At 73.2% G+C, this 21325-nt stretch carries 12 protein-coding genes; 10 read left to right on the top strand and 2 right to left on the bottom strand.

From position 1 onward, the window contains the following. Positions 1-104: 104 nt before the first annotated feature. Complete coding sequence (locus BS73_RS13865; protein WP_037572240.1) at positions 105-2894, bottom strand: SpoIIE family protein phosphatase; 2790 nt, start codon at positions 2892-2894, stop codon at positions 105-107. A 667-nt stretch (positions 2895-3561) separates the two neighbouring features. Between BS73_RS13865 and BS73_RS13860 the strand changes: the two genes are divergently transcribed. The 9 genes from BS73_RS13860 (at position 3562) to BS73_RS13820 (ending at position 18649) form a co-directional block, all read left to right on the top strand. Beyond that, entirely contained in the window at positions 3562-9234 is a 5673-nt protein-coding gene (locus tag BS73_RS13860) for a HAMP domain-containing protein (protein ID WP_265736887.1), read from the top strand. Between the two features lie 320 nt (positions 9235-9554). Continuing rightward, positions 9555-10274 (top strand): response regulator, encoded by a 720-nt coding sequence (locus tag BS73_RS13855; RefSeq protein ID WP_037572237.1) that lies wholly within the window; start codon positions 9555-9557, stop codon positions 10272-10274. A gap of 305 nt (positions 10275-10579) precedes the next feature. Next, a complete protein-coding gene (locus BS73_RS13850) occupies positions 10580-13411 on the top strand; it encodes a DNA translocase FtsK (protein ID WP_037572230.1) in 2832 nt (943 codons plus the stop codon). 214 nt (positions 13412-13625) lie between these two features. Then, a complete protein-coding gene (locus BS73_RS13845) occupies positions 13626-14687 on the top strand; it encodes a helix-turn-helix domain-containing protein (protein ID WP_235215408.1) in 1062 nt (353 codons plus the stop codon). A gap of 108 nt (positions 14688-14795) precedes the next feature. Beyond that, positions 14796-16457, top strand: a complete 1662-nt coding sequence (rimO, locus tag BS73_RS13840; protein WP_051939915.1) for a 30S ribosomal protein S12 methylthiotransferase RimO — start codon at positions 14796-14798, stop codon at positions 16455-16457. Further along, complete coding sequence (gene pgsA, locus BS73_RS13835; protein ID WP_084704045.1) at positions 16454-17161, top strand: CDP-diacylglycerol--glycerol-3-phosphate 3-phosphatidyltransferase; 708 nt, start codon at positions 16454-16456, stop codon at positions 17159-17161. The genes rimO and pgsA overlap by 4 nt, the downstream gene beginning before the upstream one ends. Before the next feature lie 13 nt (positions 17162-17174). Beyond that, a complete protein-coding gene (locus BS73_RS13830) occupies positions 17175-17696 on the top strand; it encodes a CinA family protein (RefSeq protein ID WP_407675007.1) in 522 nt (173 codons plus the stop codon). Positions 17697-17892: 196 nt separating this feature from the next. Further along, positions 17893-18273, top strand: coding sequence for a helix-turn-helix domain-containing protein (locus BS73_RS13825; RefSeq protein WP_037572212.1), 381 nt, complete (start codon positions 17893-17895; stop codon positions 18271-18273). 160 nt (positions 18274-18433) lie between these two features. Then, a complete protein-coding gene (locus BS73_RS13820; protein ID WP_037572209.1) occupies positions 18434-18649 on the top strand; it encodes a hypothetical protein in 216 nt (71 codons plus the stop codon). A 133-nt stretch (positions 18650-18782) separates the two neighbouring features. Here BS73_RS13820 and mreB read toward each other — a convergent pair whose 3' ends face one another. After that, positions 18783-19844, bottom strand: a complete 1062-nt coding sequence (mreB, locus tag BS73_RS13815) for a rod shape-determining protein (protein WP_051939914.1) — start codon at positions 19842-19844, stop codon at positions 18783-18785. A 398-nt stretch (positions 19845-20242) separates the two neighbouring features. Here mreB and BS73_RS13810 point away from each other — a divergent pair, with 398 nt between their 5' ends. Next, the gene (locus tag BS73_RS13810) at positions 20243-21316 is read left to right on the top strand and encodes a glycosyltransferase family 2 protein (protein ID WP_037579514.1); all 1074 of its coding nucleotides are present in this window, start codon (positions 20243-20245) and stop codon (positions 21314-21316) included. Positions 21317-21325: the final 9 nt, after the last annotated feature.

Genomic DNA, 21325 nt, shown 5'->3' with positions numbered 1-21325 from the left:
GAGGCTGAACTTACTGAGCGGTAAAACTCTCGGCAAGGGGTTCGCCGAGATTTGCTGACACTTCGTCTAACAAGGCGCCGGGCCCCTCGCCGGGCCCCTTCCGCTCACCCCTGCGTCTCCGGCACCCGCAGGCTGAGGATCGCCATGTCGTCCGAGGGCGGCTCCGGCGCGAAGCGCTCCACCGCGCGCTGCACGCGGGCCGCGACCGCCCCCGCGGTGAGCCCGGTGCACTGCGCCAGCACCTCGGCCAGACCGTCGTCGCCCAGCATCCGCGCCCCCTCGCGCCGCTCGGTGACCCCGTCGGTGACGCAGAGCAGTACGTCGCCAGGGGCCAACTCGCGCACCTCCTCCGAGAGTTCGAGGTCGTCCAGCACGCCGAGCAGCGGCTGCGGCTCGGCGTACGGGGCGACCTCGCCGCTCGGGCGGAGGCGCAGCGGCAGCGGGTGGCCGGCGCAGACCGTGCGCAGCTGCACCGAGCCGTCCTCGCGCGGGGTGAGCTCCCCGTAGAGCAGGGTGAGGAAGCGGGAGCGCGAACCCTCGTCCAGGATGGCCGAGTTGAGCCGCTGCAGGACCTCCGGGCCGGAGAGGCCCTCGCGGGCCAGCAGCCGCAGCGAGTGCCGGGCCAGACCGGTCACCGCGGCGGCCTCCGGTCCGGTGCCGCAGACGTCGCCGATGGCGAAGCCGTAGGTGCCCTCGCGGATCGGGAAGACGTCGTAGAAGTCGCCGCCGACCTCGTTGCCCTCGCCCGCCGCCTGGTAGACCACCTCGAACTCGAGGCCCGGGATGCTGGGCAGCTCCGGGGGCAGCAGCGAGCGCTGGAGGGAGCGGCTGATGGCGGTGCGCTCGGAGTAGAGCCGGGCGTTGTCCAGGGCAAGCGCGGCCCGGCGGGAGAGGTCCTCGGCCAGCTCCAGGATCTCCCGGCGGAACTTCTCGTCCGCCGCCTTGCCGAGGGTGAGCATGCCGATCACCCGGTTGCGGGCGACCAGCGGGAGGACCACCGCCTCGCCCCCGACCGCGGCCGCGGTGGCCAGCGCGGTGCCGGGGCCGCCGGCCGGCTGGGCGCTCTCGCCGAGGCCGAGGGAGCGCAGGGAGGCGCGCAGTGCGGTCGCGTGCGCCGCCTCCGCGGGCTCCTTCCAGGTGCGCGCGCCGGGCGTGGGCACCGGTTCGGGCGCCGGGATGGCCTCCAGCAGCGCCCGCAGCCCGTCGATCCGGTCCTCGTCCTCGTGGAGGACGAAGGCCAGCTCCGGCGGGCCGGCCGAATCGGCGCCCGAGGGCATCGTGTAGACGGCGCACCAGCCGGCCAGGGTGGGCACGGTCATCTGCGCCATCAGGGCCAGCGTCTGGTCCCGGTCGAGGGTGCCGGCCAGCAGGTCGGAGGCCTCCACCAGGTAGGAGAGCGAGCCGCGGCGGAGCTTCTCCAGCTCGGTCAGCCGGGCCGACTCCACCGCCAGCGCGATCCGGTCGGCGGCGAACTGCAGCCGCAGCGCGTCGTCGTTGGTGTACCGGCCGGGGGACTGCGCGGCCACCCCGAGCGAGCCGGTCAGCCGGCCCTCCACCTTGAGCGGGACGGTCACCACCGAGCGCATCCCGGTCCCGGCCAGCAGCGGCACGGCGGCCGGCTGGGCGGTCAGGTCGTCGTGGACGGACGGCATCCGGGCCGAGCTGTAGCGGCCGAGGCCGGCGTCCACCGGCACCCGGGCGAAGCGCTGGCGGCCGGAGGGCAGCCCGGCGCTGGCCCGCACCTCGAGCTCGGTCTCGTCGTCGGTGGCCAGCAGCAGGTAGGCGGCGTCGCCGTCGAGCATGTCCCGGGCGCGCTCGACCGTGCGCTGCAGCAGCCCGTCCAGGTCGTCCGGGGCGGGGGAGCCGAGGAACTGGTCGAAGTGGTCGGTGGGGCCGCGCCGGCCCTGGGAGTCCCCGCGCTGCGCCGGGACCCCCTCGACGCCGCCCGGCGGGCGCATCGGCGACTGCAGCACGGCCCGCTCGGCCTCGCGGACCAGCAGGCAGACGGTGGTGGGGATGCCGGAGGCGTCCCGTACACGCAGATGCGTGCCGTAGACCGGGATGACCCGGCCGTCGCCGCAGCGCATCCCGTAGTTGCCCTCCCAGCGGGACAGCCGCAGCGCCTCCGCCAGGCCGAGGCCGGTGCCCGGCGTCTGCGGCCAGGCGGCGAAGTCGGCGAAGGGGTGGCCGAGCGCCTTGTCCGCCTCGGTGGCGAAGAGGCTCTCGGCGTCCGCGTTCCAGCGCCGGACCACGCCGTCCGCGTCCGCCTGCACCACCGCGACCAGCACCGGGCCCTCGGCGCCCGCCGGGAGCTCGGAGTCCGGCACGACCGGCCCGGCCAGCCGGGTGCCGGCCACCCGCAGCGGCAGCCCGAGGTGGAACCAGACCCGCTTGTGCGTCGGGGTGTACTCCACCCCCCACTTCTCGGCCAGGGCGGCGCAGAGCAGCAGCCCGCGGCCGCCCTCGCGGTCCGCGGGGAGGTATGCGGCCGGGTGCGCCTCCTCGGCGATCCCGGCGAAGCCGCCGATGCCAGGGGCACCGCCGGCCGTCGGGCCCGGGCCGCCGGCGTGGAGGGCCTCCATGCCCGCCCCGGCCGCGGCGCCGGCCGCCTGCGGGACCGGCGGGCCGCCCACCGCCATCATCGGAAGCTCGCGCTCCGGATACCGGTCGGCCACCTCGATCCGGACCGCGTCGGGGTACCGCAGGCAGGTCACCTCCGCGTTGGTGCCGGCGTGCACCACCGCGTTGGTGACGAGTTCGCTGGCCAGCACCACGGCGTCGTCGACGACGTCGGAGAACCCCCAGCCCTGAAGGGTGTCCCGGACGAAGCCGCGAGCGGCGGCGACAGACCGGCCCACCGGCTCGAAGGTGGCGGCTGCCCGCGCGGTGACCACGTGCGGTTCCCCTCCTCTTCCTCTGCTCTCTGCTCCCGGACGGTGTGCGATTTCACACCGAATTCAGACCGTCTTCACCGGCTCCGCCGGGCCACCCTGTGGAGGCGGACCCTCCGGGGTGCTCTCCAGGGTGCATGGCGGGGCGCGGTGACGGGCATCACCAAGGCCGGATGACCGCCGTGGCGATGCCGTACGGGCGCCAGGTTACTTTCCACCGAGGTGGTCGTGTGGTGCGGTGTCGGTTGTTTCCCTCTGGCGGTACGCGAGTGGCGGGTCGGGAGGTCGGTACGTTGGAAGGCGGTGACGCTCGGGTGTGGACGACATGGCGATACCCCGTCTGAGCGGCCACTCAACCCGCCCGACCCTTAGGCTCGCACGGAGCTAGCTGGAAGACTGGGGACTCCGCGACATGGTGACAGGTGTGAGAAGCACGGACCGGGCGCTGCCTGGTGATGACGCGGCACGGTCCACGACGCGGGAGGGAACCCCGGTGGTTTCGGGAAGCACGACGGCAACCGCGGAAACGGCAGACAGGAAGAAGCCGTCCAGGGCAGGTCAGAACGGCCGGGGCAAGGTGGCCGCGGCCGCCAGGTCCGGGCGCTCCTCCGCCGCGCCCAAGGGCGCCAGCGCCGCCGACCTGAAGAAGCTCCTCTCGGCGCTGACCGCCATGCGGGACGGCAACTTCCGCCGACGGCTCACGGTCCCCGGCGACAGCACCCTGGCCGAGATCGCCGCGGTCTTCAACGAGGTCGCCGAGCGCAACCAGCACCTCTCCGGGGAGCTCGCCCGGGTCCGCCGGGTGGTCGGCCGGGAGGGCCGGCTCTCCGAGCGGATGGACATCGGCGCCGGCGAGGGCGCCTGGGCCTCCGGAGTGGAGAACTGCAACGCCCTGATCGACGACCTGGCCAGGCCGATGGCCGAGGTCGGCCGGGTGCTCGGCTCGGTCGCGGAGGGCGACCTGGAGCAGCGGATGGAGCTGCGGGCGGTCGGCGCGGACGGCGAGAACCACCCGCTGCGCGGCGAATACCTGCGGATCGGCCGGACCGTGAACGGCCTGGTGGACTCGCTCTCCGAGTTCACCGACGAGGTGACCCGGGTGGCCATCGAGGTCGGCACCGAGGGCAAGCTCGGCGGCCAGGCCCGGGTGCGGAACATGTCGGGTTCCTGGAAGGACCTGACCGAGTCCGTCAACATGATGGCCAGCCGGCTGACCGACCAGGTCCGTGACATCGCCCACGTCACCACCGCGGTCGCCAACGGCGACCTCTCCCGCAAGGTGACGGTGCACGTCTCCGGCGAGATGGCGGAGCTGAAGAACACCGTCAACACCATGGTCGACCAGCTCTCCTCGTTCGCCTCCGAGGTGACCCGGGTGGCCCGCGAGGTGGGCACCGACGGGATCCTGGGCGGCCAGGCGACGGTCCCGGGGGTGGCCGGCACCTGGAAGGACCTCACCGACTCGGTGAACCTGATGGCCAGCAACCTGACCGACCAGGTCCGTGACATCGCCCACGTCACCACCGCGGTCGCCAACGGCGACCTGTCCCAGAAGATCACCGTGAACGCCCGCGGCGAGGTGGCCCGGCTGGCCACCACCGTGGACGGGATGACCGAGACCCTGCGGGTCTTCGCCGGCGAGGTCACCCGGGTGGCGACCGAGATCGGCGCCGAGGGCCGCCTCGGCGGCCAGGCCCGGGTGCCGGGCGCGGCAGGCGTCTGGAAGGACCTGACGGACTCCGTCAACACGGCCTTCCGGGACCTCACCGCTCAGGTCCGTGACATCGCCATGGTCACCACCGCGGTCGCCAACGGCGACCTGTCGCAGCAGGTCACGGTGGACGTGGCCGGCGAGATGCTGGAACTCAAGAACACCGTGAACACCATGGTCGACTCGCTGAGCGGCTTCGGCGACGAGGTCACCAGGGTGGCGAGGGAGATCGGGGTGGAGGGCCGCCTCGGCGGCCAGGCGCAGGTACCCGGCGTCGCCGGCACCTGGAAGGACCTGACGGACGCGGTGAACACCGCCTTCGCGGACCTGACCGGACAGGTCCGTGACATCGCCCGGGTCACCACCGCGGTCGCCAACGGCGACCTGTCGCAGCAGGTCACGGTGGACGTGGCCGGCGAGATGCTGGAACTCAAGAACACCGTGAACCGGATGGTCGGCCAGCTCTCCGACTTCGCCGACCAGGTCACCGGGGTGGCCCGGGACGTGGGCACCGAGGGGCGCCTCGGCGGACAGGCCCAGGTCTCCGGCGTCGCCGGCGTCTGGCGGGACCTCACCGACTCGGTGAACTTCATGGCCGCCAACCTGACCGACCAGGTCCGCAACATCGCCCAGGTGACCACCGCGGTCGCCAACGGCGACCTGTCGCAGAAGATCGACGTGGACGCCCGGGGCGAGATCCTGGAGCTGAAGAACACCGTCAACACGATGGTCGACCAGCTCTCCGCCTTCGCCGACCAGGTGACCAGGGTGGCCCGCGAGGTGGGCACCGACGGCATGCTGGGCGGCCAGGCCGCCGTGCCGGGCGTGGCCGGGGTCTGGAAGGACCTCACCGACAACGTCAACTCGATGGCCGGCAACCTGACCGACCAGGTGCGGAACATCGCCCAGGTGGCGACGGCGGTGGCGCGCGGCGACCTGTCGCAGAAGATCCAGGTGGACGCCCGGGGCGAGATCCTGGAGCTGAAGGACACCCTCAACACGATGGTGGACCAGCTCTCCTCGTTCGCGGACGAGGTGACCAGGGTGGCCATCGAGGTGGGCACCGACGGCATCCTCGGCGGTCAGGCCCAGGTCCCCGGCGTGGCCGGCACCTGGAAGGACCTCACCGAGTCGGTCAACACCATGGCCAACAACCTGACCTCGCAGGTCCGGAACATCGCCCAGGTGACCACGGCGGTCGCCAACGGCGACCTGTCGCAGAAGATCGACGTGGACGCCCGGGGCGAGATCCTGGAGCTGAAGAACACCCTCAACACCATGGTCGACCAGCTCTCGGTCTTCGCCGACGAGGTGACCCGGGTGGCCCGCGAGGTCGGCACCGACGGCATCCTGGGCGGCCAGGCCCGGGTGAAGGGCGTCTCCGGCACCTGGAAGGACCTCACCGAGAACGTCAACCTGATGGCGAACAACCTCACCAACCAGGTGCGGAACATCGCCGCGGTCTCCACGGCGGTCGCCAACGGCGACCTCTCCAAGAAGATCACCATCGAGGCCAAGGGCGAGGTGGCGGCGCTCGCCGACACCCTCAACACGATGGTCGACCAGCTCTCCGCCTGGGCGGACGAGGTGACCCGGGTGGCCCGCGAGGTGGGCACCGACGGGACGCTGGGCGGCCAGGCCAGGGTCGCCGGGGTCGGCGGCATCTGGAAGGACCTCACCGAGAACGTCAACCAGATGGCGAACAACCTCACCAACCAGGTGCGGAACATCGCCCAGGTGACGACCGCGGTGGCCAAGGGCGACCTGTCCAAGAAGATCGACGTGGACGCCCGCGGCGAGATCCTGGAGCTCAAGACCACCGTCAACACGATGGTGGACCAGCTGTCCGCGTTCGCCGACGAGGTCACCCGGGTCGCCCGCGAGGTGGGCACCGACGGGCGCCTCGGCGGCCAGGCCCGGGTCCCCGGCGTCGCCGGCACCTGGCAGGACCTCACCGAGTCCGTGAACGAACTGGCCGGGAACCTCACCCGGCAGGTGCGCGCGATCGCCCAGGTCGCCACCGCGGTGACCCGCGGCGACCTGAGCCTCCGCATCGACGTTGAGGCCTCCGGAGAGCTCGACGAGCTCAAGGAGAACATCAACCAGATGATCGCCAACCTGCGCGAGACCACCCGGACCAACCAGGAGCAGGACTGGCTGAAGACCAACCTGGCCCGGATCTCCGGTCTGATGCAGGGCCGCCGGGACCTGGAGGCGGTCGCCGCGCTGATCATGAGCGAGCTCACCCCGGTGGTCTCGGCCCAGCACGGCGCCTTCTTCCTCGCCCAACCCGCCAACCGGGCCTCGGAGTTGGTGCCGGACGGCGGCGGGGACGACGGCGAGGACGTCGTCCTCCGGCTGATCGGCTCCTACGGCTACCAGCGGCGGGCCATGCCGACCACCTTCCGGCCCGGCGAGTCCCTGGTCGGGCAGGCCGCCGTGGAGAAGCGGCAGATCCTGCTGCGGGACGCGCCGCCCGGATACCTGAAGATCGCGTCCGGGCTTGGCGAGGCCGCGCCGGTCAACGTGATCGTGATGCCGATCCTCTTCGAGGGCCGGCTGCTGGGGGTGATCGAGCTCGCCTCGTTCAACCCCTTCACCAAGATCAGCCTGGACTTCCTCAACCAGATCACCGAGCAGATCGGCGTCACCGTCAACACCATCGCGGTGAACACCAGGACCGAGGGCCTGCTGCTGGAGTCCCAGCGGCTGACCGCCGAACTCTCCATGCGGTCCGCCGAGTTGGAGGCCCGGCAGGACGAGCTCCAGCACTCCAACGAGGAGCTGGAGGAGAAGGCGGCGCTGCTCGCCCAGCAGAACCAGGACATCCAGCTCAAGAACTCCGAGATCGAGCAGGCCCGCCAGGTGCTGGAGGAGCGCGCCGAGCAGCTCGCCCTCTCCACCCGGTACAAGAGCGAGTTCCTGGCCAACATGTCGCACGAGCTGCGCACCCCGCTCAACTCGCTGCTCATCCTGGCCAAGCTGCTCAGCGACAACGCCGAGGGCAACCTCTCGCCCAAGCAGGTCGAGTTCGCCGAGACCATCCACGGCGCCGGCTCCGACCTCCTGCAGCTGATCAACGACATCCTGGACCTCAGCAAGGTCGAGGCCGGGAAGATGGACTTCCGGCCGACCAAGATCGCGCTGGTCCAGCTGGTCGACTACGTCGAGGCGACCTTCCGGCCGCTCACCGCGGACAAGGGCCTCGACTTCGCGGTCCGGGTCTCGCCCGAGCTGCCGGTCACCCTCAACACCGACGAGCAGCGGCTCCAGCAGGTGCTGCGCAACCTGCTGTCCAACGCGGTGAAGTTCACCGACTCGGGAGCCGTCGAACTCCTCATCCGGCCGGCAGGCGAGAACGTGCCGCCGCAGATCAGGGAGCAGCTGCGGGAGGCCGGCCTGATCGGCGACAGCACCGACACGGGCGCTGACGGCGAGCGGTTGATCGCCTTCTCGGTGACGGACACCGGGATCGGCATCCCCGGCAACAAGCTGCGGGAGATCTTCGAGGCCTTCAAGCAGGCCGACGGCACCACCAGCCGGAAGTACGGCGGAACCGGCCTCGGCCTCTCGATCAGCCGGGAGATCGCCCGGCTGCTGGGCGGCGAGATCCACGCGGAGAGCGAGCTGGGCCGCGGCTCCACCTTCACCCTCTACCTGCCGCTGCGGGACGACCACCCGCGCCCGGTCTCGGACGACCCGCTGTCCCTCGGGATGGCCGGCGGCACCGGGCTGCCCGGGGTGACCGGGGCCGGCGTGGGGGCGTACTTCTCCGAGTCGCCGTCCGCGTTCTCCTCGGACCAGGCGGCCGGGCCGTCCGCGCCGGCCGGTGCCGGTGCCGGCGTCCCGCCGGCGCTGGGCAGCGGGGCCGCCGCCCCGGCGCTGCCCGCCGGGAACGGAAGCGGCGGGGGCCAGGAGGCCGCCACCGCGCCTGCCGCGGAGGGCTCGGAGGGCTCGGAGGGCTCGGAGGGAGAGGCGGACGCAGGCCCGCCGGAGGACGGCGCCGCCGCGTCGGCCGACGGGGCGTCGGGCTCCGAGCGCGAGCCGGCGACCGGGGACAACTCCCCGGCCGAGGCCTGGGCGGAGGAGGTGCGGGCCGCGGCCGCCGAGCGGCGGCGCACCCGCGGACCGGCCATCTCGCTGCCCGGCCAGGGCAGCGGAGGCCGCGGCCGCAGCCTCAGCGACTATGCGACGCCGGCCGCCGCGCCGCTCGGCTCGGACGACTCGTCCGGGGTCTTCCAAGGCCGGTTCGACGGCGAGAAGGTGCTCATCGTCGACGACGACATCCGCAACGTCTTCGCGCTGACCAGCGTGCTGGAGACGTTCGGCCTGACCGTCCTCTACGCGGAGAACGGCCGGGAGGGCATCGAGGTGCTGGAGCAGCACGAGGACGTGGCCGTCGTGCTGATGGACATCATGATGCCGGAGATGGACGGCTACGCGACGACGGAGGCGATCCGGCGGATGCCGCAGTTCGCCGGGCTGCCGATCATCGCCCTCACCGCCAAGGCGATGAAGGGCGACAAGGAGAAGAGCCTGGACGCCGGCGCCTCGGACCACGTCACCAAGCCGGTGGACACCGACCACCTGATGGCCGTGATGCAGCACTGGCTGCGCGAGCGGAAGGCCTGACGGGGCCCGCGGAGCCGGGCCCGCCGAGCCAATCGTCCAGCGGTCCGGGGAGCCTGGGGGCGCTTCGTACCCGTACGAGCGCCCCTGGGTTCACTTCGCACCACTACTGGGAAGAACCCGGAGACCCCGGCCCGCCGGAGTCCGCGCAGCGGGGCGATCACCGTGTTGGATCCCCGCCCCGGGAACCCGGTAGGGTCGCCCGGCGTTGCAGTGGTGACTCCGCCGGGCGATGTGACGGGAGCCCGAGTACGACTAGCATGACCGGCGGCTAGCATGGCTGGCGGACTTACGCCCGGGATGTGCGCGAAGGGAGGGGTGCGGTGCAGAAGGCCAAGATTCTCCTGGTTGACGACCGTCCGGAGAACCTGCTGGCTCTGGAGGCAATCCTCTCCGCGCTGGATCAGACGCTGGTCCGCGCGTCCTCGGGGGAGGAGGCGCTGAAGGCGCTGCTCACCGACGAGTTCGCGGTGATCCTGCTGGACGTCCAGATGCCGGGCATGGACGGCTTCGAGACCGCCGCGCACATCAAGCGGCGGGAGCGGACGCGGGACATCCCGATCATCTTCCTGACGGCGATCAACCATGGCCCGCACCACACCTTCCGCGGGTACGCGGCCGGAGCGGTCGACTACATCTCCAAGCCGTTCGACCCATGGGTGCTGCGGGCCAAGGTGTCCGTCTTCGTCGAGCTGTACATGAAGAACTGCCAGCTCAAGGAGCAGGCGGCGCTGCTGCGGCTGCAGCTGGAGAACAGCCCCGGCGGGGTGGCGAACGGGAACGGCGGCGGCCGGCCCGCCGAGAGCGGGGCGGCTGCGGCGACCGCGGCCGCGCGCCGCGGAAGCGGACTGCTGGCGGAGCTGTCCGCGCGGCTGGCGGCGGTCGAGGAGCAGGCCGAGGCGCTGACCAAGCAGCTGGACGGGACGGCGGACGGCGCTGCGGTGGCGACCGCCTCGCATCTGGAGCGGAAGCTGTCCGGGCTGCGGCGGGCGCTGGACGCGCTGGAGCCGGGGGCGTCCTCGGCGGCGCTGCCGGAGGACTGAGCGGCCCGGCCGCAGCGCCGCAGGTGCGAGCTAGGGGCGCGGGGAACTGCGCGACCAGCCCGCTACGGCACCGCACCCGGCGTCGGGCATCGGGTGGCAACCCCGTACTACGTCGCAGGGCGCGGCAGGATGCGTGGCTGGGCGCGTGGTTCCCCGCGCCCCTTGATCGCTGCCCCTTCGGGGCGCGTTCCCGGCGCGCGGGTCGAGGACCCGACGGGGCGTCAGGCGGGGCCGTTCGCGCGGCTCCTGTGAAGCTGACGGCTGGTCGCATGTTGTCGCATGCGGCGCACGGGTAACCTCGGTGCATGGCCACACGCACGTCCGGAAGCGGTCCCCGCGCGAAGAAGGCGCCCGCGAAGAAGGCCGCGGCGGCGAAGGCCCAGCCGGGGAGGCAGGCGCCGGCCAAGAAGGCGCCCCCGAAGAAGGCGCCGGCCAAGAAGGCGGTCGCCAAGAAGGCGCCCCCGGCTCCGCCGAAACCCGTGGCGTACCGCGCGGTGCGCGGAGCCTGGATGGGCTCGGCGCGCGGCGTCGGGGCGATAGTCCGCGGTGTGGGGCGCAGCGGGAAGGGGCTGCACCCGGCGCACCGCAAGGACGGCCTGGCGCTGCTGCTGCTCGGCCTCGCCCTGGTGGTCGCGGCCGGGACCTGGACGGACCCGCAGGGCTGGCTGGGCGCCGCGGCGACCGCTGTGGTCAGCGGGGCCTTCGGGCGGCTGGACATCCTGATCCCCGCCCTGCTGGCCGGGATCGCCATCCGGCTGATGCGGCATCCCGAGCGGCCGGAGGCCAACGGCCGGATCGTGATCGGGCTGGGCGCGCTCACCGTCGGCATCCTCGGGCTGGTGCACATCGGCTGCGGCGCGCCGGGTCTCCACTCCGGTGCGACCCGGCTGCGGGAGGCGGGCGGCCTGATCGGGCTCGCCGCCTCGCGCCCGCTGATGGCGGCGGCCGGGCCCGCGCTCGCGGTGCCCCTGCTGCTGATCCTCGGCTTCTTCGGACTGCTGGTGGTCACCGCGACCCCGGTCAACCAGATCCCCGAGCGGCTGCGGCTGCTGGGGATGAAGCTCGGCGTCGTCCATCCGGACGGCCGAGCGCAGCAGGGCGGACCGGAGTTCGACGAGTTCGAGGACGGGCAGGAGCCGCAGGAGGAGCCGGGGTTCGACGATTCGCCGGTGCGGCTGGAGCGCGGTGACGACGCGTCAGGCACCGCCGGCCCCGGCCCCGGCGCCGAGAACGCGGGTCCGCCCGCGCCCCGGCGGCGGTCCACCCGGCGGCGGGTGGGAGCCTCCGCCGAGCAGCGGGATCCGGCCAATCCGATCGACGTGGCCGCCGCGGCCGCCGCCGAGCTGGACGGCGCCCTGCTGCACGGGGTGCAGCCGTCCGCCGCCCTCGCGGACATGCTGGGCGGGGTGGGCGGCCGTCCGCCCGCCGAGTCGCCGGCAGCGGAGCCGGGGAGGCCGGCGCCCGGCGAGCGGCGCGGGAAGGTCTCCTTCGACAAGCCGCCGCTGGAGGACGACGCCGCCGCGGCGCCGACCGTTCGGGACAACACCGTGCGGGACAACACGGTGCCGGACGACACCGTGCCGGACAGCACCGTGCGGGACAACACCGCGGCCCCGGCCGAGACCGCGGACGGCCCCCTGCGGACCGAGCAGCTGAGGCTGCCCGGCGGCACCGAGTACCGACTGCCGCCTCCCGAGCTGCTGCGCTCCGGCCCGGCGGCGAAGGCAGCCAGCAAGGCCAACGACGACGTGGTGGCCGCGCTCACCGGCGTGTTCTCCGAGTTCAAGGTGGCCGCCGCGGTCACCGGCTTCACCCGGGGCCCGACGGTCACCCGCTACGAGATCGAGCTCGGCCCGGCCGTGAAGGTGGAGCGGATCACCGCCCTGGCCAAGAACATCGCCTACGCGGTGGCCAGCGCGGACGTCCGGATCATCTCGCCGATCCCGGGCAAGTCCGCCGTCGGCATCGAGATCCCGAACAGCGACCGGGAGATGGTCAACCTCGGCGACAACCTGCGCGCCCGCGCGGCCGTCGAGGACCACCACCCGATGCTGGTCGGGATGGGCAAGGACGTGGAGGGCCACACGGTGGTGGCCAACCTCGCCAAGATGCCGCACATCCTGGTCGCCGGCGCCACCGGAGCGGGCAAGTCCTCCTGCATCAACTGCCTGATCACCTCGATCCTGATGCGGGCCACCCCGGACGAGGTGCGGATGGTGCTGGTCGACCCCAAGCGGGTCGAGCTCACCTCCTACGAGGGCATCCCGCATCTGATCACCCCGATCATCACCAACCCCAAGAAGGCCGCCGAGGCGTTGCAGTGGGTGGTCCGCGAGATGGACCTCCGCTACGACGACCTGGCCGCCTTCGGCTTCCGGCACGTCGACGACTTCAACAAGGCGGTACGGGCCGGGAAGATCCGGCTCCCGGAGGGCAGCGAGCGCGAGCTGCGCCCGTACCCGTATCTGCTGGTCATCGTGGACGAGCTGGCCGACCTGATGATGGTCGCGCCGAGGGACGTCGAGGACGCCATCGTCCGGATCACCCAGTTGGCCCGCGCGGCCGGCATCCACCTGGTGCTGGCCACCCAGCGCCCCTCGGTGGACGTGGTCACCGGCCTGATCAAGGCGAACGTGCCGTCCCGGCTGGCCTTCGCCACCTCCTCGCTGGCCGACAGCCGGGTCATCCTGGACCAGCAGGGCGCGGAGAAGCTGATCGGCAAGGGCGACGCGCTCTTCCTGCCGATGGGCGCCGGCAAGCCGATCCGGATGCAGGGCGCCTATGTCACCGAGGCCGAGATCGAGAGGATCGTCGACCACTGCAAGGGGCAGATGGAGCCCGAGTTCCGCAACGACGTCACCGTCGGCGGCGGGCCCAAGAAGGAGATCGACGAGGAGATCGGCGACGACCTCGACCTGCTGCTCCAGGCCTGCGAACTGGTGGTGAGCAGCCAGTTCGGCTCGACCTCGATGCTCCAGCGCAAGCTGCGGGTGGGTTTCGCCAAGGCCGGCCGGCTGATGGACCTGATGGAGACCCGGGGGGTGGTCGGCCCCAGCGAGGGTTCCAAGGCCCGCGACGTGCTGGTCAAACCGGATGAATTGGACGAGGTCATCACCCGTATCAAGGGCGGTGGCTGACGCCGGGTCAGCTCCTCGGCGGCCGGGGAACCGGTTCGGGGGCCGGTGCGTCCACCTGAAGGGGGTGCCGGCCGAGGCGCCGGCCGACGGGGTGTCAGCGCGCCTTCCGGGTACGGCTCCTCCACGCGGCTCAATCGTGATGCCGCTGGGTTGAACAAGGCTTTCCACCCGCCTCTAGACTGGTAACCCAGCAGGTGGCCAACGCTCGAAAGGCGTGCTCGTGACCCTCGGCAAGTCCCCTCGCGACGAGCCCGACCGGCCCGGTCAGGCCGGTACGCCCGCAGGCACCTCCGACGAGTCCGGCACCACCGCCGCGACCGGCGATCCGGGCGCGGCGAGCGTCGGCCCGCCCCGGACCCCCGAGCCGACCGACACCCCGGCGCAGGCCGCCGCTGGGGGCGTGCAGGGCTCTGCGGGCGCCCCTGTGGGCGCCCCTGCGGCCGGCGCCGCCACGGGTGCCGGTGCCGCGGCGGGAGCCGCCGCAGGGCAGCAGCAGGGGATCGGCGCGACGCTCTCCTCCGCGCGCCGGGCGGCGAATCTGACGGTGGAGCAGGTCAGCTCCCAGACCAGGGTCCGGGTCCCGATCGTCCGGGGGATCGAGGCGGACGACTTCACCCGCTGCGGCGGCGACTTCTACGCCCGCGGCCACATCCGGGCCATCGCCCGGGCGGTCGGCGTGGACGGCGAGGCCCTGGTGGCCAGGTACGACGCGGAGCACGGCGCCCCGGCGGCGACCCGTCCGGTGCCGATCAGCTTCGAGTCCGAGCGGGTCCAGACCGACCGGCGCAGGCCGAACTGGACCATCGCGATGGTCGCCGCGATCGCCGTGGTGGTCGCCGTGATCGGCTTCAACCTGGTCAGCGGCAAGCACCAGACCACCGCCGAGGTGAACCCCACCAACGCCTCGCCGACCGCCGGCACCCACCCCACCACCGGCCGCACCCTCACCCCGACCCCCACCGCCAACGGCGGGGTGCCCACGCCGAGCGGCAGCGCCATCGCCGCGGTCCCGACGGACAAGGTGACGGTGAAGCTGGTCGCCGACTCCGGGACCACCTGGATGTCGATCACCGGCAGCTCCGGCAACCAGCTCTTCCAGGGCGACCTGGGCAGCGGCCAGTCCAAGACCTTCACCGACGACAAGCGGATCAACCTGGTGCTGGGCAACGCGGCGGCCGTCCACCTCTTCGTCAACGGCAAGGACCTCGGCAGCCCCGGCAGCAACGGCCAGGTCGTGCGCCTCGCGTACACCCCGGGCAACCCCCAGGCCGGCTGATCCGCGACCGCTCCCGGGCCGCCCTCCGGGCCCGCTCGGGGGCGACATCGCGCCCTTCGGCGACGGGGGGCGCGGCATCGGCGCGCGAACCTCTGTAACCTTGCGCCCATGCCCGATCGCCGCACAGTCGCCCTTGTCACGCTCGGATGCGCCCGCAACGAGGTCGATTCCGAGGAGCTCGCCGGGCGTCTGGAGGCCGACGGCTGGGAGCTGGTCCAGGACGCCGAGGACGCAGACGTAGCCGTCGTCAACACCTGCGGCTTCGTCGACGCCGCCAAGAAGGACTCGGTCGACGCCCTGCTGGAGGCGTCCGATCTGAAGGGCCGCCAGGGCGGCCGCACCCAGGCCGTGGTCGCCGTCGGCTGCATGGCCGAGCGGTACGGCAAGGAGCTCGCCGACTCGCTGCCCGAGGCCGACGCGGTGCTCGGCTTCGACGACTACGCGGACATCGCCGACCGGCTGCAGACCATCCTCTCCGGCGGCCACCACACCTCGCACGTGCCGCGCGACCGCCGGACGCTGCTGCCGCTGAGCCCGGTCGAGCGCCAGGCGGCCAGCGCCACCGGTGAGGTGGCCGTGCCCGGCCACGGCGGCGCACCGGCCGGCGGCGCACCGGCCGCGGGCGCGACCGCCGGGGGCGGGACCGCCGGGGGCGGGACCGCCGCCGTCTCCGTCGCCGACGGGATCGCGGACCTGCCGGAGGGCCTGGCCCCCGCCTCCGGTCCGCGCACCCTCCGCCGCCGGCTGGACGACAGCCCGGTCGCCTCGGTCAAGCTGGCCTCCGGCTGCGACCGGCGCTGCTCGTTCTGCGCCATCCCCAGCTTCCGCGGCTCCTTCCTCTCCCGGCGGCCCTCGGACGTCCTCAACGAGACCCGCTGGCTGGCCGAGCAGGGCGTCAAGGAGGTCATGCTGGTCAGCGAGAACAACACCTCGTACGGCAAGGACCTCGGCGACATCCGGCTGCTGGAGTCGCTCCTGCCGGAGCTGGCCGCGGTGGACGGCATCGAGCGGGTGCGGGTCAGCTACCTCCAGCCGGCCGAGATGCGGCCCGGGCTGATCGACGTCCTCACCGGCACCCCCGGCGTGGTCCCGTACTTCGACCTGTCCTTCCAGCACTCCGCGCCGGCCGTGCTCCGCCGGATGCGGCGGTTCGGCGACACCGACCGCTTCCTGGAGCTGCTGGACGGCATCCGGGCCAAGGCGCCCGAGGCCGGCGCCCGCTCCAACTTCATCGTCGGCTTCCCCGGCGAGACCGAGGACGACCTCGCCGAGCTGGAACGGTTTCTCACCGGCGCCCGGCTGGACGCCATCGGCGTCTTCGGCTACTCCGACGAGGAGGGCACCGAGGCGGCCGGGTACCAGGGCAAGCTGCCGGAGGACGTGGTCGCCGAGCGGCTGGCCCGGATCTCCGCGCTGGCCGAGGAGCTGACCGCGCAGCGCGCCGAGGAGCGGATCGGCAGCGAGGTCGTGGTGCTGGTCGAATCGGTCGGCGGCGAGGGCGCCGACTCCGACTTCGACGCCGATACCGACTTCGATTCCGGCTCGGACGAGGCCGGTGCGGTCGAGGGCCGGGCCGCCCACCAGGCACCGGAGACCGACGGGATCACCGTGCTGGTCGGCGGCGAGGGCCTGCGGCGGGGCGATCTGGTGCGGGCGAAGGTCGTGGACAGCGAGGGCGTCGACCTGGTCGCCGAAGTGCTGGACACCCAAGTGCTGGACACCCGAGTGCTGGGCGCCGCCGCGGGCGGGCGCCCGGGAGGCGGGGCATGAGCGGCGAGTCCACGGCGGGACGGTCGGCCGAGCGTACGGCCGAGCGCCCGGTGGAACCTGCCGTTCCGCTGCTGAACGTGGCCAACCTGCTGACCATGGTCCGGGTGGTGCTCGTCCCGGTCTTCGTGCTCCTGCTGCTGGCCGGCGGCGGGCACGACCCGAAGTGGCGCTCGGTGGCCTGGGCGGCCTTCGCGGTGGCCATGATCACCGACCTCTTCGACGGCGAGCTCGCCCGGCGGATGGGCCTGGTCACCGACTTCGGCAAGATCGTCGACCCGATCGCGGACAAGGCGATCATGGGGGCGGCGCTGCTCGGCCTCTCCGCCCTCGGCGACCTGCCGTGGTGGGTGACGGTGGTGATCCTGGTCCGTGAGCTGGGCATCACGCTGATGCGCTTCTGGGTGATCCGGATCGGCGTCATCCCGGCCAGCCGGGGCGGCAAGGCCAAGACCCTGACCCAGGGCGTCGCGGTCGGGATGTACATCCTGGTGCTGACCGGGCCGCTGGCCAGCCTGCGGGCCTGGCTGATGGCGGTGGCCGTGATCCTCACGGTGGGCAGCGGTCTGGACTACGTGCGGCAGGCGGTCGTCCTGCGGCGCTCGGCAGCGCGCGGGGAGCGCGGAGAGCGGGCGGACGCCACCGCCGGGGCCGCCCACGCCGGCGGCTCCGACCAGGGCGGCCGCTCGAACGGGGCGGCGGCGTGAGCGGGGCGGGGGCGTGAGCGGCGCGGGGGTGAGCGGGGCCGAACCGGCCGCCGCCGTGCTGGAGCGGCTGGCCGGCGCGGGGACGACGCTCGCCGTCGCGGAGTCGCTCACCGGCGGGCTGCTGGCCGCCGAGTTCGTCCAGGTGCCGGGCGCCTCCCGGGTCTTCCGGGGCTCGGTGACCGCGTACGCCACCGAGCTCAAGGGCAGCGTGCTGGGCGTGGACCGGGCGCTGCTGGCCGCGGAGGGCGCCGTCCACCCCGAGGTGGCCCGCCAGATGGCCGCCGGCGTACGGCGGCTGATGGGCGCGGACTACGGGCTGGCCACCACGGGCGTGGCGGGGCCGGAGCCGCAGGACGGACGCCCGGTGGGGACTGTTTACACCGCCGTCGCCGGTCCGGAGGGAACAATGGTCTCTTCGCCCCGGTTGTCAGGGGACCGTGCCACAATCCGACGCATGGCTGTGGCGGACGCCCTGTCCTTGCTGGATGGCTTTGTTCGCTGCGGGCGTGTGTGCGATCCGGCCGACCGGGGTTAGTGCTCCGGGCGGATCCGGGAAGATGTCAGTAGACCGGTAACGGGCGGGCAGCCGCCCCATAGCGCGAACGACAGGGGAGGGACCATGAACGCAGCCCCCGGCGAACACGACCATGGTCCCGCCACGTGATGCGGGCGAGGCGGTACGGTGGGCCTGTGAGGTCACGACGAGCCGCGGTCCGAGGAGGGAGCCACCGATGATCCTGCTCCGTCGCCTGCTGGGTGACGTGCTGCGTCGGCAGCGCCAGCGTCAGGGCCGCACGCTGCGCGAGGTCTCGGCCAACGCACGCGTATCGCTCGGTTACCTCTCCGAGGTGGAGCGAGGCCAGAAGGAGGCCTCGTCCGAACTGCTGGCCGCGATCTGCGACGCGCTGGACGTGCGGATGTCCGAGGTGATGCGGGCGGTCAGCGACGAGCTGGCGCTCGCCGAGCTGGCCGCCGCCGAGACCGTTCCGGAGCCCGTCCGCGAGGGCGGCCGGCCGGTGCTGGAGCCCGTCCCGGTGTCCGTGCCGGGCGACCGGGTCAGCGCCCTCTCCAAGAACTCCAAGACCAACGCGGTGGACGTGGTCGCCGCCTGAACCGCGGACGGCCTATGGCCTACCCGGGATTGCCGGTCCGGCCGGTGGACCGCAGCCTGGGTCCATGGGCCCGCACCGCACGCGAGACACCCGACGAGCGCTGCCCCCGGCGGATCATCCGATCCGCCGGGGGCGTTCGTCGTTCCGGTGGGCGCTCGCGGTGGCGGCCACCGGGCTGCTGTGGTGGGCGCTGCTGAGCGGGGCGCTCAGCGGGCGCGGGGGCGCACTGGTGCTCGCGGGGGGCTGGACGCTGACGCTGCTGCCGGTGCATGCGACCCGGTGGCGCCGGCTCAGGCGCCGGCGGAGGCGACCGGAGCCGCCGGCGGCGGAGCCGGACGAGGCCGCCGAACAGCCCACGGCCGCGGCGCCGGAGTGACTCCGGGCGCCGCGGCCGTGGGCTTCGGGGGCCGGTTCCGGGGCTGGGCCTCGGCCCCCGGGGTGGGCCTCGGCCCCCGGGATTGGGCTTCGGCCTGCGGGCTCGGCCCGCGTGCTCAGGCTCAGCCGCAGCCTCAGCTGGCGACGTTCTCCGGGACCCGGACCTCGGACGCCCGCGCGCGCTCCTTGCGGGTGGTCTGGTAGGCCGCGGCGTACATCCCGCTGCCGCGCACGGTCGCCGTGCCGGGGTCCTCGGCGAGCAGGACGGGCAGGCCGGTGGCCTCCTCGAGCTGCTCGCGGAGGCCGTGCAGCAGGGCGCCGGCGCCGGTGAGGACGATCCCGCGGTCGGCGAGGTCCTGGGAGAGCTCCGGCGGGCAGCCGTCGAGCACCTGGCCGACCGAGTCGATCAGGGAGAGCAGCGGGCGCCGGACGGCGCGGGCGATCTCGTCCGAGGTCACCCGCACCGTGGCGGGGAGGCCGGTGCGCAGCTGGCGGCCGTGCACGGGGAACTTCTCCGGCGGGATGGTCGGGCTGTCCGCGGCGGCGCCGATCCTGATCTTGAGGTCCTCGGCGGCGGAGCGGCTGAGACCGAGGCAGTGCTCGTGGCGGAAGTGGTCCATGATCGCGGCGTCGAAGGCGTCCCCGGCGACGGTGCTGCGGCGGCAGCCGATCACCTCGTTGAGGGCGAGGACGGCCATCTCGGTGCTGCCCGCGCCGATGTCCACCAGCATGGCGCCGCTGGCCTCGTGGATGGGCAGGCCGGCGCCGTAGGCCGCGGCCAGCGAGGAGTCGACCAGCTGGACGTCCCGGGCCCCGGCCTGGAGGCAGGTGTCCGCCAGGGCGCGGCGGGTGACGTCGGTGCCGCCCTGGGGGATGCTCAGCACCGCGCGCGGGCGGTTGAGGCGGCTGGGGCCGCAGACGGCGGCCAGTCCGTGGCCGAGCAGCCAGCGGGCGATCTCGAACTCGGCGACCGTGCCCTCCTTGATCGGATGGACGGTCTCCACGCTCGGTGGGGTGCGGCCGCGCATCCGGAGGGCGTCGTCGCCGTAGGCGAGGATGCGTCCGCTGCGGGTGTCGTAGGCGACGGCTGAGGGGACATCGAAGACCACGCCCTCGCCGGGGGCGAGGATGCGGAGGCGGCTGGTGCCGAAGTCGACGGCGAGATCGCGGCCGAGGAAGCTGAACCTGCGGGGCATGTGACGGCTCCAAGCGGCGGCCCGCGGCGGGGCGGACCGGGACGGGTCATTTTTCTGAAGGGCAGTCAGATCGTCGGTGGATCACATGAATCCATCGACTCCTTCCACATGCTCAGCCGGATCAGGGCCTGCGGCGAGGCGAAGCGGTCCCTTCGGGGGACGGCGGTGCCGACCGGGCCGGGTTTTCCACAAACCGTCAGTTTCCGGACGGCCGAGGGGGGCCGGCCGGGCTAGCGTCCTCCGTGTCGGCGCGAGTGGCGGAGGGGTCGCGATGCAGGGTGGGGGGCTGCCCTTTCTGGGGCTGAGCACGCTGGTGTACGGGGCGGTGGCGGTGTGGGTGATGGGAAGAGCCGGGCTGGGGAGGCTCCGGGGCCGACGGGGGACGGGGGGCCTCGGCGATGAGTGCTGAGCGGAGGGACTGGAAGGTCTCGGTGATCGTGCCCGCGTACAACGAGGAGGCGGGGCTGCCGGCCACCCTCGCCTCGCTCTCGGCGCAGACCCTGAGGCCGCGGCAGGTGATCGTGGTGGACGACGGCTCCTCCGACCGCACCGGGGAGATCGCCCGGGAGTGGGGGGCGACGGTGCTGCGGCCGGAGCGGAACCTGGGCAGCAAGGCGCGGGCGCAGAACCACGCGCTGCCCTGGTGCGAGGGCGAGCTGGTGCTGGCGGTGGACGCGGACACCGTGCTGGCGCCGGACTACCTGGAGCTGGTCGCCGCGGCCTTCGGGGACGAGGCGGTGGTGATCGCGGCCGGGGCCGTGCAGACCCGTTACGACCGGACGGTCTGGGAGCGCGGCCGGTCGGTGGAGTACCTCTTCGGCTTCCACTGGAACCGGCCGATCCAGGCGGCGGCGGGGAGCCCGATGGTCTGCTCCGGGTGCTGCTCGGTCTTCCGGCGGGACGATCTGGTCGGCGCCGGGGGTTTCCCGGAGCGGACCGTGGTGGAGGACATGGACCACACCTGGGCGCGGCAGCTGGCCGGGCGGCGGGCCGCATACGTGCCGGACGCGGTCGCCTGGGCGGCGGATCCGGAGACCCTGGCGTATCTGCGGCGGCAGGTGTGGCGGTGGATGGCGGGGTTCTGCCAGAACGTCCGGCTGCAGGGCGGCGCGCTGGTGCGGCGGCGGCCGATGCTGGGGCTCTGGGTGGTGCTGGCGCTGCTGGAGGTGGTGACCGCGCCGGTGTGGTGGGCGACACCGGTCGTCGCGCCGATGGTGCTGTCCGCGCGGGCGGGGCGGGCGGCGCTGGAGTGGTGGGCCGGGACGGAGCTGGGGTTCACCCTCCCGGTGCTGGTGTACGCGGCCCGGCGGAGGAGGGTGCCGATAGGGCGGGTGCTGCGGAATCTGCCGTGCCTGTACGCCGTGAAGGCGGTGAACATCTGGTACGCGTGGAAGGCGGTGGGGGTGGAGCTGGTGCTGGTGCCTCTGGGCTTGGCGCGGGGGCTGTCCGTCTACGAGAAGGGGCGCGCCTAGGGGGCCGAG

Origin of the sequence: Phaeacidiphilus oryzae TH49, from assembly GCF_000744815.1 — a bacterium.
GTDB classification, from domain to species: Bacteria; Actinomycetota; Actinomycetes; order Streptomycetales; family Streptomycetaceae; genus Phaeacidiphilus; species Phaeacidiphilus oryzae.
This window is presented reverse-complemented; position numbering and strand designations above follow the sequence as displayed.